Source organism: Pseudomonas sp. B21-032, from assembly GCF_024748965.1.
Lineage (GTDB): Bacteria > Pseudomonadota > Gammaproteobacteria > Pseudomonadales > Pseudomonadaceae > Aquipseudomonas.
This window is the reverse complement of sequence record NZ_CP087180.1, coordinates 1,643,916-1,657,207: the sequence shown is the minus strand read 5'-3', so window position 1 is coordinate 1,657,207 and position 13,292 is coordinate 1,643,916. Positions and strand designations below refer to the sequence as shown.

At 63.0% G+C, this 13,292-nt stretch carries 13 protein-coding genes; 8 read left to right on the top strand and 5 right to left on the bottom strand.

The window, feature by feature from the left end; all coding sequences use genetic code 11:
• Positions 1-118: 118 nt before the first annotated feature.
• The 3 genes from flgM to LOY54_RS07660 all read left to right on the top strand — a co-directional run bounded on the left by flgM (position 119) and on the right by LOY54_RS07660 (position 1,773).
• Positions 119-436, top strand: a complete 318-nt coding sequence (gene flgM, locus LOY54_RS07670; protein ID WP_045200221.1) for a flagellar biosynthesis anti-sigma factor FlgM — start codon at positions 119-121, stop codon at positions 434-436.
• Positions 437-481: 45 nt separating this feature from the next.
• Positions 482-949: a flagella synthesis protein FlgN gene (locus LOY54_RS07665; protein ID WP_045200219.1), complete on the top strand. Its 468-nt coding sequence runs from the start codon at positions 482-484 to the stop codon at positions 947-949.
• An 80-nt stretch (positions 950-1,029) separates the two neighbouring features.
• Positions 1,030-1,773, top strand: a complete 744-nt coding sequence (locus LOY54_RS07660; RefSeq protein WP_045200217.1) for a flagellar brake protein — start codon at positions 1,030-1,032, stop codon at positions 1,771-1,773.
• A gap of 45 nt (positions 1,774-1,818) precedes the next feature.
• Here the strand turns inward: LOY54_RS07660 and LOY54_RS07655 are convergent, their stop codons facing one another.
• The 3 genes from LOY54_RS07655 to bkdR all read right to left on the bottom strand — a co-directional run bounded on the left by LOY54_RS07655 (position 1,819) and on the right by bkdR (position 5,271).
• On the bottom strand, positions 1,819-3,156 hold the full coding sequence (locus LOY54_RS07655) for an MFS transporter (protein ID WP_258610089.1): 1,338 nt from the start codon (positions 3,154-3,156) through the stop codon (positions 1,819-1,821).
• A gap of 170 nt (positions 3,157-3,326) precedes the next feature.
• Positions 3,327-4,568 carry a glutamine synthetase family protein gene (locus LOY54_RS07650; RefSeq protein ID WP_258610699.1) on the bottom strand — a complete coding sequence of 414 codons (1,242 nt, stop codon included), beginning with the start codon at positions 4,566-4,568 and terminating at the stop codon, positions 3,327-3,329.
• 217 nt (positions 4,569-4,785) lie between these two features.
• A complete protein-coding gene (bkdR, locus tag LOY54_RS07645; RefSeq protein WP_045189126.1) occupies positions 4,786-5,271 on the bottom strand; it encodes a Bkd operon transcriptional regulator BkdR in 486 nt (161 codons plus the stop codon).
• A gap of 201 nt (positions 5,272-5,472) precedes the next feature.
• Here bkdR and LOY54_RS07640 point away from each other — a divergent pair, with 201 nt between their 5' ends.
• Genes LOY54_RS07640 through lpdA form a run of 4 tightly spaced genes read left to right on the top strand, consistent with a single transcriptional unit; the run spans position 5,473 to position 10,452 of the window.
• Entirely contained in the window at positions 5,473-6,705 is a 1,233-nt protein-coding gene (locus tag LOY54_RS07640; RefSeq protein ID WP_045200210.1) for a 3-methyl-2-oxobutanoate dehydrogenase (2-methylpropanoyl-transferring) subunit alpha, read from the top strand.
• 1 nt (position 6,706) lies between these two features.
• Positions 6,707-7,765 carry an alpha-ketoacid dehydrogenase subunit beta gene (locus LOY54_RS07635; protein ID WP_258610088.1) on the top strand — a complete coding sequence of 353 codons (1,059 nt, stop codon included), beginning with the start codon at positions 6,707-6,709 and terminating at the stop codon, positions 7,763-7,765.
• Positions 7,766-9,064: a dihydrolipoamide acetyltransferase family protein gene (locus LOY54_RS07630; RefSeq protein ID WP_258610087.1), complete on the top strand. Its 1,299-nt coding sequence runs from the start codon at positions 7,766-7,768 to the stop codon at positions 9,062-9,064.
• 2 nt (positions 9,065-9,066) lie between these two features.
• Positions 9,067-10,452 carry a dihydrolipoyl dehydrogenase gene (lpdA, locus tag LOY54_RS07625; RefSeq protein ID WP_093385671.1) on the top strand — a complete coding sequence of 462 codons (1,386 nt, stop codon included), beginning with the start codon at positions 9,067-9,069 and terminating at the stop codon, positions 10,450-10,452.
• Positions 10,453-10,507: 55 nt separating this feature from the next.
• On the opposite strand, the gene LOY54_RS07620 is transcribed toward lpdA, so the two are convergent.
• Positions 10,508-11,521 (bottom strand): diguanylate cyclase domain-containing protein, encoded by a 1,014-nt coding sequence (locus LOY54_RS07620; RefSeq protein ID WP_258610086.1) that lies wholly within the window; start codon positions 11,519-11,521, stop codon positions 10,508-10,510.
• A gap of 237 nt (positions 11,522-11,758) precedes the next feature.
• Here LOY54_RS07620 and LOY54_RS07615 point away from each other — a divergent pair, with 237 nt between their 5' ends.
• A complete protein-coding gene (locus LOY54_RS07615) occupies positions 11,759-12,352 on the top strand; it encodes a hypothetical protein (RefSeq protein ID WP_176794287.1) in 594 nt (197 codons plus the stop codon).
• Here LOY54_RS07615 and LOY54_RS07610 read toward each other — a convergent pair.
• Complete coding sequence (locus tag LOY54_RS07610; protein WP_258610085.1) at positions 12,304-13,194, bottom strand: LysR substrate-binding domain-containing protein; 891 nt, start codon at positions 13,192-13,194, stop codon at positions 12,304-12,306. The genes LOY54_RS07615 and LOY54_RS07610 overlap by 49 nt on opposite strands.
• Between the last annotated feature and the right edge of the window lie 98 nt (positions 13,195-13,292).

The following is a 13,292-nucleotide window of genomic DNA, read 5'->3' as shown; positions in this document are numbered from 1 at the left end:
CTGTGTCCATTGGATGCCCCGGACCGGCCGCGCACGCCTTTGAGCATTTGCGCCTAAAGTTTCTTTCGGGTTGGCCGAAAACAAGGCAAGCGTCCAAACACCCAGAGGTTTTCTGATCATGGTCATCGACTTCAGTCGTTTGAATAACTCCCCGTCGGTTGCCGGCGGCGTGCGCACTGGCAGCAGCCAGGAAAGCACCGCCAGCGCAGCTTCGGCCAAGGCCGGCAGCGTTGCTGAAAGCAGCGCCAGCGGGGAAACCGTACACCTCAGCCACGAGGCCCAGCAGTTGCAAAAGGTCAGCGACAAGCTGCGCGACCAGCCGATTGTCAACAGCGCCCGGGTGGCCGAGTTGAAACAGGCTATCGCCGACGGCAGCTACCAGGTCGACAGCAACCGCGTCGCCAGCAAACTGCTTAATTTCGAAGCCCAGCGCTAGCCCCTGGCGCGCTGACTTCAGGACGCTTGAACCAAAGAGCCAGCCATGCACGACACTACTCTGCTGCAACTGATCGAAAACGATATTGCTCCAGCGCAAGAACTGCTCGAATTGCTGCAGACCGAGAACGTTGCCCTGCACGGCCGCGACATGCCGCTGCTGGAAAACATCCTGGCGCGCAAGCAGTCGCTGGTGATCCTGCTCGATCAGCATGGCCGCCAGCGCAGTGAACTGCTTGCCGGCCTGGGCCTGTCCCAGGACCGCGAAGGTGTCGCCCAACTGGCCAGCAACTCCTCTTTCGGTGACCTGCTGCTGCAACAACTGGATGTGCTTGGCCAACTGCTGGCTGACTGCCAGGCGGTCAACGAGCGCAATGGCCGCTCGATCCAGATCCAGCAGAGCACTACCGCCAACCAGATCAGAATCCTCATGGGCGGCGAAGCACCGTCGCTCTATGACAGCCGCGGGGCCACCTCCCCCCTCGCCAAGCCGCGGGCGTTGAGCCAGGCTTGATTCCCTGTATCAAGGCACGGAACATACTGGCAAAATGCCGTAACTTGCGTGTGACGTTTTTGCCTGGAGAATGATTAACCGTGTTCAATGAAGCAGAAGCTCCGCAGCCTCCGAAGGTGCTCACTACCCCTTTGGAAATTGCCGCCAACTTGCGGTCGCTGCAAGAGAGCCATGACCCGCTGATCATCACTTTCCACGAACGCAGCCAGCGTTTTCAAAGCTATGTGGTCGAGGTCGACCGCGAAGGCAATCGCCTGGCCCTTGATGAAATGATCCCTCGTGACGGCGAACGCTATCTGCAGAATGGCGAACCATTTCGCGTTGAAGGCTTTCATGATGGCGTGCGTATCGCCTGGGAATGCAACACACCGTTGAGCATTGTCGAGGAAGATGGCCATCGCTGCTACCGCGGCACCCTGCCTACCGAAGTCGCCTACCACCAGCGCCGCAATGCCTTTCGTGCAGCGCTGAAGCTGACCCAGCTGGTGGACGTCGTGCTTGACGGCGAAAAACTCAAGGGCAACGGCGCGCTGCGCGGCAAGTTGCTGGATATTTCCGCAACCGGCTGCAAGCTACGCTTTGAAGGCAATGTCGAAGAGCGCCTGCAATTGGGCCAGGTTTACGAGAAGTTCGCCAGCGGTGCACCGCTGGGTTTGTCCCAGGTCGAGGTCGAGTTGCGTCATCTGCATTTCGAAGAGCGCATCAACGCCACCTTCGCCGGCGTGCGCTTTCACAACCTCAACGGGCAGATGCAGCGCAAGGTGGAAACCTTCGTTTACCAGCTGCAGCGTGAAGCGCGGCGCTTCGATAAAGACGACTACTGAGTCGACCCCATCGCGGGGCCCGCTCCCACGGGCCTCGCGATGGCATCACACCTGTGTCGGCTTGACCTCTTCAGTCACAACCTCAGCGTCATCCCCCTCCTGCGCCTCGGTATCTTCAGCCGCCACCGGCGTCTGCATCTGATCCTGCACCACCTGCTCGTCAACCCGTGGGTCCAGCGCTGCCGACAACGGTGAACCTGCCGCCGGCATGGCCACGTGATGCAGCGGCGCATCGTCGACCTGGTGCAAACCGGTCACCGCTTTCGGGCGGATCCGCCAGACCAGCACCAGGGCAAAGAACACAAAGAAGGCATAGAGCATCTGGTTGCCCAGCACCTTCATCAACACCCCGGCCACCAGCGGCCCGATACTCGCGCCCACGCCATAGGTCACCAGCAGCATCGCCGTCAGCGACACCCGCCGCTCGCTCTCGACGTGGTCGTTGGAAAACGCCACCGCCAGCGGATACAGGCAGAACTGCAGCAGCGACACGGCAAAGCCTGCGACAAACAATACCTCCAGCGGCACTGATGGCATGATCGCCAGCGGCAGGGCAACAATCGCCAGGCCCACGGCAACGCTACGAATCAGCAAGGCCCGGTCATAGCGATCGGACAACCAGCCCAGCGGCCACTGCACCAACAGCCCGGCGAAGATGCAGCAGCCCATGAACAGACCGACCTGCTCGGTGCTCAGCCCCTGCTTGGACGCATACAGCGGCGCCAGGCCGTAGAAGGAACCAACGATCAGGCCGGCCCCCAGCACCGTACTCAGCGACTGCGGCACCCGCTTGATAAAGAAGCGCGGCTCCATCGGTGCCGGCCGCAATGGTGCCGGGTGAATCCGTCGGGTGAGTGCCACCGGCACCAGGCACAGGGCAAAGCACATGGCGACCAGCATCAGCAGTTCAAGGCCCAACTGCGGATGCGCCACCAGAATCAACTGGCCGAGCACCAGGCCCAGGTACGAGGCAATCATGTAGCCACTGAACACCGCGCCGCGCTGCTTGGCGTCGGCCTGCTCGTTGAGCCAGCTTTCGATGACCATGTACTGGCACATCATCCCCAGGCCGACGATGACCCGCAGCAGCACCCAGGCCGGCAACCAGCTGACCAGGCCATGGCCGAGCACCGCCGCGCCGACAATGCCGGCGCAGGTAGCATAGGCACGGATATGCCCGACCCGGGCAATCAGCCGGTGGCCGATCTTGCCGCCCAGGGCCAGGCCAAAATAGTTGGCGGCCATCAGCGCACCGACCCAGAGGCTGTCGACATGATCGGCAGCCAGGCGCAAGGCCAGGTAGGTACTCAACAGGCCGGAGCCGATCAACATCATCAGCGCAGCGAAATACAGCGCGCGAAAAGACTTCCAGATCTGTCGCATCAGCGTCCCGAACGGCTCCTTGAGCTGGTGGAAAAACTGCTTGAAAGCATAAGTGAAAATAACCGCCTTGCAGTTGATGCAGATAAAAAAACAGGTGCCAGGGTGTTTACCAACACCGCTGCCACCTGCCTTGAAACTGAGCGATTGCCCCGACAAAAACGCCTCGGCGGTTATGCCTGCGCGGCCAGCACGCGGCGCTCCCACGGGGTGATCTCATCGAAGAAGCTGGTCAGCTCCAGGGTCTTGGTGGCGATGTAGCCTTCGATGAACTCCTTGCCGAACAGTTCCCGCGCAAGCTCGCTACGCTTCAGACGCTCCAGGGCCGCATGCAAGGTACATGGCAGGCTCAAATGATCCGGCACCTCGAATTCGCCCTGGATCGCCGGCGTCGGTTCGAGTTGCTGCTCGATGCCATAAAGCCCCGCGGCGAGACTGGCGGCAATTGCCAGGTAAGGGTTGGTATCGGCGCCTGGCAAGCGGTTTTCGACCCGTCGCGCCACTGGCGAGCTGGCCGGAATGCGCAGGCCGGCGGCGCGGTTGTCTTCGGACCAGCAAGCATTGTTCGGTGATGCATAGGGGTGGCAAAGGCGCTGGTAGGAGTTCACGTTCGGCGCGAACAAGGCGGTGAAGTCGGCCATGCACGCCTGCTGGCCGCCAATGAAGTGATAGAACGCCGGGGTCGGCTTGCCCTCGGCATCGCTGAAGACATTGCCCCCACCCTCCACCGCCACCACGCTCTGGTGAATGTGCATGGAACTGCCCGGCGTATGCGCCAGTGGCTTGGCCATGCACACCACGGTCAGGCCATGCTTGAGCGCGACTTCCTTGAGCAGGTGCTTGAACAACAGGGTCTGGTCGGCCAGCAACAGCGGATCGCCGTGCAGCAGGTTGATCTCGAACTGGCTGACGCCCATTTCGTGCATGAAGGTATCGCGCGGCAGGCCCAGTGCCGCCATGCAGCGATAGACCTCGCTGAAGAACGGTCGCAGGCCGTTGTTGGAACTGACGCTGAACGCCGAATGACCTTCTTCGCGTCGACCATCCTTGCCCAGCGGCGGCAAAAACGGCTGGTTGGGATCGCTGTTGGGGGCGAAGACAAAAAACTCGAGTTCAGTCGCCACCACCGGCGCCAGGCCACGGGCGGCGTAACGGGCAATCACCGCCTTGAGCAGGCCTCGACTGGAGAGCCCGGAGCTTTCACCGCTAAGCTCGAGCGCATCGCAAATCGCCAGGGCCCGTGGCTCGTCGCTCCAGGGCAGGCGATAGATATGCTGCGGGTCGGCGACCAGCGCCAGGTCGCCGTCGTCGCTGCCATAGAAACGCGCCGCCGGGTACCCGCCCATGATGCATTGCAGCAGCACACCGCGGGCCATCTGCAGGCGCCGGCCTTCAACAAAGCCTTCAGCGGTCATCACCTTGCCGCGCGGTACACCATTGAGATCCGGGGTAATGCACTCGATCTCATCAATGCCCGTCAATCGCTCGGCGAGAGAGTTTTGGCCATTGGTCGTCATGACTCTATCCTTGTTGTTTTCGCATGCCGGGAACGGCGACGGCTACAACATAGGCACCGGCCGTTCGAAATTTCAAGCGCCAAACGGACGATGTGATCGTAATTATCTACACGGGCTAACCTGGCAGGGTCAGGCCATTGGCTGGCAGCGGCAGCGCGGTCTTGTAGCGCACCTGCTTCAAGGCAAAACTCGAACGGATGTTGGCCACCCCCGGCAGGCGGGTCAGGTAGTCGAGAAAACGCTCCAGGGCCTGGATGCTGGGCAACAGCACGCGCAGCAGGTAATCCGGGTCACCGGTCATCAGGTAGCACTCCATGACCTCCGGGCGCTCGGCGATTTCTTCTTCGAAGCGATGCAGCGATTGCTCGACCTGTTTCTCCAGGCTGACATGGATGAACACGTTGACATCCAGGCCCAGCACCTCCGGCGCCAGCAAGGTCACCTGCTGGCGAATCACCCCGAGTTCCTCCATGGCTTTGACCCGGTTGAAGCAGGGGGTTGGCGAGAGATTCACCGAGCGCGCCAGCTCGGCGTTGGTGATACGGGCATTTTCCTGGAGGCTGTTGAGAATGCCGATATCCGTACGATCCAGTTTGCGCATGAGAGAAAATCACCTGTTTTTTGTCTTTATAAGGAATGTTTATCCGCAAGCTGAAGCAAAGGCAACGAAGTTGAGAAAAATATTCTTCAGGCGCCGGAATATCATGTAGGACAAGACTGACTCCCTGGTCACAAGCCGGGTGTCAGCAGCGACCGCTTCAAAGCTCAACAAAAACACAAGACAGAGCGAGCGTAAAAAAGCATGAACGAGTACGCCCCCCTGCGTTTGCATGTGCCCGAGCCTACAGGCCGGCCAGGCTGCCAGACTGATTTCTCCTACCTGCGTCTGACCGATGCCGGTCAGGTTCGTAAACCTCCCGTCGATGTAGAAGCCGCCGATACCGCGGACATCTCCTCTAGCCTGATCCGGGTGCTGGATGACAAGGGCAATGCCCTGGGCCCCTGGGCCGAGGACGTCAGCCCCGAAGTCCTGCGCCAGGGCATGCGCACCATGCTCAAGACCCGGCTGTTCGACAGCCGCATGGTGGTTGCCCAGCGGCAGAAGAAGATGTCGTTCTACATGCAGAGCCTGGGTGAAGAAGCCATCGGCAGCGGCCAGGCCATGGCCCTGAACCGCAGCGACATGTGCTTTCCCACCTACCGCCAGCAAAGCATCCTCATGGCCCGCGACGTGTCGCTGGTAGAGATGATCTGCCAGCTGCTGTCCAACGAGCGCGATCCGCTCAAGGGGCGCCAGTTGCCGATCATGTACTCGGTGCGCGAAGCCGGCTTCTTCACCATCAGCGGCAACCTGGCGACCCAGTTCGTCCAGGCGGTCGGCTGGGCCATGGCTTCGGCCATCAAGGGCGATACCAAGATCGCCTCGGCCTGGATCGGTGACGGCGCCACCGCCGAATCGGATTTCCACACCGCCCTGACCTTCGCCCACGTCTACCGCGCGCCGGTGATCCTCAACGTGGTCAACAACCAGTGGGCGATCTCGACCTTCCAGGCCATTGCCGGCGGTGAGTCGACCACCTTCGCCGGTCGTGGTGTAGGTTGTGGCATTGCCTCCTTGCGTGTCGACGGCAACGACTTCATCGCTGTCTACGCCGCTTCACGCTGGGCCGCCGAACGCGCCCGCCGCGGCCTGGGCCCGACGCTGATCGAATGGGTCACCTACCGCGCCGGCCCACACTCGACCTCGGACGATCCGTCCAAGTACCGCCCGGCCGACGACTGGAGTCACTTCCCCCTGGGCGACCCGATCGCCCGCCTCAAACAGCACCTGATCGCCATCGGTCACTGGTCCGAGGAAGAGCACCAGGCGGTCAGCGCCGAGCTCGAAGCCGAGATCATCAAGGCGCAAAAAGAAGCTGAGCAGTACGGCACCCTGGCCGGTGGCCAGATGCCAAGCCCGGCCTCGATGTTCGAGGATGTCTACAAGGAGATGCCGGAGCACCTGCGCCGGCAGCGCCAGGAACTGGGGATCTGACATGAACGATCACAACACTTCAATCCAGTTGGAAACCGCCATGGCGACCACCACCATGACCATGATCCAGGCCCTGCGCTCGGCCATGGACATCATGCTAGAGCGCGATGAAGACGTAGTCGTCTATGGCCAGGACGTCGGCTACTTCGGTGGCGTGTTCCGTTGCACCGAAGGCCTGCAGACCAAGTACGGCAAGTCGCGGGTGTTCGATGCGCCGATCTCCGAAAGCGGCATCGTCGGCACCGCCGTGGGCATGGGTGCCTACGGCCTGCGCCCGGTGGTGGAAATCCAGTTCGCCGACTACTTCTACCCGGCCTCCGACCAGATCGTTTCGGAAATGGCCCGCCTGCGCTATCGCTCGGCCGGCGAGTTCGTCGCCCCGCTGACCCTGCGCATGCCTTGCGGTGGTGGTATCTACGGCGGCCAGACGCACAGCCAGAGCCCCGAGGCGATGTTCACCCAGGTCTGTGGCCTGCGCACCGTGATGCCGTCCAACCCCTATGATGCCAAGGGCCTGCTGATCGCCTCGATCGAAAACGACGACCCGGTGATTTTCCTCGAGCCCAAGCGCCTGTACAACGGCCCGTTCGACGGCCACCACGACCGCCCGGTAACGCCGTGGTCGAAACACCCGGCCAGCGCCGTGCCGGATGGCTACTACACCGTACCGCTGGACAAGGCGGCAATCACCCGCCCGGGCAAGGACGTCACCGTGCTGACCTACGGCACCACCGTCTATGTCTCGCAGGTGGCCGCCGAAGAAACCGGCGTCGACGCCGAAGTCATCGACCTGCGCAGCCTGTGGCCGCTGGACCTGGAAACCATCGTCGAGTCGGTGAAAAAGACCGGCCGCTGTGTGGTGGTGCATGAAGCCACGCGCACCTGCGGTTTTGGCGCCGAGCTGATCGCACTGGTCCAGGAACACTGCTTCCATCACCTCGAAGCCCCGATCGAACGCGTCACCGGCTGGGATACCCCCTACCCGCACGCGCAGGAGTGGGCGTATTTCCCCGGCCCTTCACGAGTGGGCGCGGCATTGAAACGGGTCATGGAGGTCTGAATGGGCACGCACGTCATCAAGATGCCGGATATCGGTGAAGGCATCGCACAGGTTGAACTGGTGGAATGGTTCGTCAAAGTTGGCGACACCGTCACAGAAGATCAGGTCGTGGCCGATGTCATGACCGACAAGGCCACCGTCGAAATACCTTCGCCGGTCAGCGGCAAGGTCTTGGCCCTGGGCGGCCAGCCCGGTGAAGTCATGGCGGTCGGCAGCGAGCTGATCCGCATCGAAGTCGAAGGCGCCGGCAACCACCAGGAAGGCACCAGCCAACCTGCAGCAGCTGCAGCAGCACCGGTGGGAGCGGGCTTGCCCCGCGAAGCAGCTCCAGCGGTTCCTGCCAAGGCCGTGGAAGCTGCCCCCAAACCGGCTGCCCCCGCAGCCTCGGCCCACCAGCCCGCCGCCATCGTCCCGCGCCAAGCCCACGACCGCCCACTGGCCTCGCCTGCCGTGCGCAAGCGCGCGCTGGACGCTGGTATCGAGTTGCGCTACGTACACGGCAGCGGCCCGGCCGGGCGCATCCTGCACGACGACCTCGACGCCTTCCTGGCGCAACCGGCCACCCGCACCCAGAGTGCCCCTGGCGGTTATGCCAAACGCAGCGACAGCGAGCAGATCCCGGTGATCGGCCTGCGCCGCAAGATCGCCCAACGCATGCAGGATGCCAAGCGCCGCGTCGCCCACTTCAGCTACGTCGAGGAAATCGACGTCACCGCCCTTGAAGAGCTGCGCCTGCACTTGAACAAGAAGTGGGGTGACAGCCGTGGCAAGCTGACCCTGCTGCCATTCCTGGTGCGCGCCATGGTCGTTGCCCTGCGCGAGTTCCCGCAGATCAACGCCACCTACGACGATGAAGGCCAGGTCATCACCCGCCACGGCGCAGTGCATGTCGGCATCGCCACCCAGGGCGACAACGGCCTGATGGTGCCGGTGCTGCGCCACGCCGAAGCCGGCAGCCTGTGGAGCAACGCCGGCGAGATCGTGCGCCTGGCCAATGCCGCCCGCGGCAACAAGGCCAGCCGTGAAGAACTGTCAGGCTCAACCATCACCCTGACCAGCCTCGGCGCCCTTGGCGGCATCGTCTCGACGCCGGTGGTCAACACCCCGGAAGTGGCGATTGTCGGGGTCAACCGCATGGTTGAACGGCCGATGGTCATCAATGGCCAGATCGTCATTCGCAAGATGATGAACCTCTCCAGCTCGTTCGATCACCGGGTGGTCGACGGCATGGACGCGGCACTCTTCATCCAGGCCATCCGCGGCCTGCTCGAACAACCTGCCAGCCTGTTTGTGGAGTGACCATGCAACAGACGCTCAACACTACCCTGCTGATCATCGGCGGCGGCCCCGGCGGCTACGTCGCCGCCATTCGCGCCGGCCAGCTGGGCATTCCCACGGTACTGGTCGAAGGCCAGGCCCTGGGTGGCACCTGCCTGAACATCGGCTGCATTCCGTCCAAGGCGCTGATTCACGTCGCCGAGCAGTTCCACCAGACCCAGCAGCACAGCCAGCAGTCGAACCTGGGCATCAAGGTCTCGCCACCGAGCCTGGACATCACCCAGAGCGTGGCCTGGAAAGACGGTATCGTCGATCGCCTGACCAGCGGCGTCGCCGCCCTGCTGAAAAAGCACGGGGTCAAGGTGATCCATGGCTGGGCAAAAATACTCGACGGCAAGCACGTCGAGGTCGACGGCCAGCGCATCCAGTGCGAACACCTGTTGCTGGCCACCGGTTCCAGCAGCGTTGAACTGCCGATGCTGCCATTGGGCGGCCCGATCATCTCCTCCACCGAAGCCCTGGCCCCGAAAACCCTGCCCAAGCACCTGACCGTGGTCGGCGGTGGTTACATCGGCCTGGAGCTGGGCATCGCCTACCGCAAGCTCGGCGTCGAGGTCAGCGTGGTCGAAGCCCGCGAGCGCATCCTGCCGACCTACGACAGCGAACTGACCGCGCCGGTGGCCGAGTCGATCAAGAAGCTGGGGATCAAGCTCTACCTCAAGCACAGCGTCGAAGGCTTCGATGCCGGCCACCAGGCCTTGCAGGTGCGCACGCCCGAAGGCGAACTGCTGCAACTGAGCACCGACCAGGTGCTGGTCGCGGTCGGCCGCAAGCCACGTACCCAGGGCTTCAACCTGGAAAGCCTGGCGCTGAAGATGAACGGCTCGGCGGTGGCCATCGACGAGCAATGCCAGACCAGCATGCTCAACGTCTGGGCCATCGGCGATATCAGCGGTGAACCGATGCTCGCCCACCGGGCCATGGCCCAGGGTGAGATGGTTGCCGAACTCATTGCCGGCAAATCGCGGCGCTTCGAGCCGGCCGCGATTGCCGCGGTGTGCTTCACCGACCCGGAACTGGTGGTCGTCGGCAAGACCCCGGAACAGGTCGAGCAGGAGGGCCTGGACTGCATCGTTACGCAGTTCCCGTTCGCCGCCAACGGCCGGGCCATGACCCTGGAATCGAAAAGCGGCTTCGTGCGCGTGGTCGCCCGTCGTGACAACCACCTGATCCTTGGCTGGCAAGCGGTTGGCGTGGGCGTCTCGGAACTGTCCACAGCCTTCGCCCAGTCACTGGAAATGGGCGCTTGCCTGGAAGATGTGGCCGGTACCATCCACGCTCATCCGACCCTGGGTGAGGCGGTGCAGGAAGCGGCGCTACGCGCCCTGGGTCACGCCCTGCATCTGTAGACACTGAAGCGGCTGAGGCCGATTTGACCCGCTGCCCCGTGCAGCGGGTCCTTTTTCATTCACCGATCTCATCCTTGCCGGCCGCCTTGGCCCGGTACAGCGCCTGGTCCGCGCGGCCCAGCAATTGCGCTTGCCCTTCACCCTCCAGCCATTCGACCACGCCATAACTCATGGTCAGCAATCGCTCGCCCACCGGCGGCGCCTGCTCCAGCGCCTGGCGAATCTGCCGCGCCAGTTGCAATGCCTCTTCGCGCTGGGTGCCCGGCAGCACTGCCACGAACTCATCACCGCCCCAGCGTGCCAGCAAGTCACCGGCACGCAGGCAAACCTTGATCCGCTCAACCGATGCGATCAGCGCCTGGTCACCCTGGGCATGGCCATACTGATCGTTGATCGGCTTGAAGTCGTCGATATCCATGACAATCAGCGCCAGCGGCTGGCGAAACCGCCGTGCCCGCTCGCACTCTTGCTGCAGGACCTTTTCCAGGCGGTAACGGTTGGCCACCAGGGTCAGCGCATCGCGTTCGGCTAGGTCGCGGTTCTCGTCGAGCTGGCGCTGCAGTTGCTGGTTGACCCACGACAGCTCGCGGGTGCGCTCGGCGATCTGCGCTTCCAGCGACAGGTTTTCCAGCTGCAGTTGCTCGACCAGGCGCTTGCCATCGTCGATATTGCGATGAGCGCCGAGCATCCGCGCCACCGAACCATCCGGGTTGCGCTCAATGATGTGACCGCTGTCCTCGATCCACAGGAAGCTGCCATCCTGGCAACGGCAGCGGTACTCGATGCGGTACTGGTCGGAGCGGTCGCTGATGTAGTCCTCGAAATGGCTCATCACCCGCGGGTAGTCCTCGGGGTGGATCACGCCTTCCCAGGTCACTACGGTGTTGTCCAGCGAGTGGCTGGGGTAGCCGAGCATCCGGTACCAGCCGGGGTTGCGGTAGACGTAGCCGGTATTGGCATTCCAGTCCCAGATACCGTCGCTGATCAGGTCCAGCAGGGTGTGCAACTGTTCTTCCCTGAAGTCGCCCAGCGGGGCCTTCAATGGTGGTGTGTCTGACGTTTGAGTCATGGACGATCTCCCTTGTCCAGGCAACTACGCCCCAGCCGGATGTTGGTGCTGCCGGTTTGAAATGACTTGCCGCTGACGGCAAGGGTTTACCTCTTCGGGGCAAAGCATGCGCCGATTCACCAGCCGCCGTACAGCGCCACCCCCTGAATATACTAGCGCGTAAGCCTGTCCGCAGAGCTGGCACAAGACTTGCCATCGATCGAAGGTCAACTTGCATCCATCAAGGAGAGTGATCAGGTGAGTAGCATCAATGCCCTCGGCGTCCACACGCCAGTCATCAACCCGACCCGTGGCGTGGCTGAAGCCGCCGCCGAACAGGCCCAGTTCCGCCCGCCGGTGCCAACCAGCAGTGCCAACCGCCAGCAGCAAAGCCAGGCCAACACCTCCCAGCAAAGTGCCGAAGACGCCCGCGAGGAAGCCTTCGCCAAGCTCAAGGTGCAACTGCAGAACCCCGACGTGGACATGCGCGAGCAAGCCACAATCAGCGCCAGCGAAACCGGCAAGAGCGCTGCCCAGCAATTTCGCGAGTACATGGCCCTGAGCCCGGCAGAGAAGATCAAGCTCAAGCTGCTCAATGAGCTGGGCATCAGCCAGGAAGAGTTCGAAGCCCTGCCGCCGGCGGAAAAGGACAAGATCGAGCGCAAGATTGCCGAGCAGATGAAAAAGCAGACCGAGCTTGAGTCGCTGGCCAGCCTGAACTCCGAACTGCAAGGCCCGGCGATGTCAGCCAAGCTGGTGGCCAACCTGACCGCCACCCAGGGCGGCAGCGATGACGCAAAGGATCAGGACCTGGCGTCAGCCTCGGCCCTGACCCAATCGGCGAAGGCCTGAACCTCGGGGCGCTGCAAGGCGTCCTGACGGCACACCAGGTAGTAGGCAAAACGCGCTGGCCAGGGTTTGTCGAGGGCCAGCTGCAGCTTGCCGCTGGCCAGGTCTTCAGCCGCGTGGGTGTCCTGCACCAGGGCGATGCCCTGGCCTGCAGCCGCGGCACGCAGTAACAGCAGGTCATCCTCGAAACTCGCACCGCGTGCTGCCCGCGGGTCCTCGGCAACGCCATGGGCCTGCAGCCAGAGCATCCAGTCGGCGCGATCGGCATCGTGCAACAACGGGTACTTCAGGCAATCGGCGGGCCGTTTCACGGCCGGCCCTTGGGCCAGCAACTGCGGGCTGGCCACCGGCAGCAAAACCGGCGCCATCAGGCGCACGGACTCCAGCCCCGGATACTGCCCCAGGCCATGGCGCAGGGCGACGTCAATGCGCTCGCGGTGAAAATCCACCAGCTTGGCCGAGGCCTCGACGCGCACTTCGATCTGCGGGTGCAAGGCGTTGAAGCGCCCTAAACGCGGCACCAGCCAGGAGGCGGCAAACGACGGTACGGTGCTGATGGTCAGAGCCTTGCCTGGCGCCAGTTGCTCCAGCAACGCCAGCGACGCCTCGATCTGATCGAATCCCCTGAGCAACCCCGGGTACACCCGCGCACCGGCTTCGCTAAGGTGCACGCCATGGCGACCGCGCACGAACAGCACCACACCCATGCGCTCCTCGAGCAGGCGCACCTGCTGGCTGACCGCCCCAGGCGTAACCCCCATGTGCGCCGCGGCGGCCTTGAGGCTGCCCAGCCGGGCCGCTTCAGTGAAGGCCCGCAATGCCAACAACGGTAGAACTGCGCCCATTTTCACCCTCTCCATGGTTTAGAAAAACTATCGTCAAAGCGCAGGATTGATCGTTTTTCAAGCAGCCCCGGCGCGCCTAGCATAGCCCGTCTCTGATC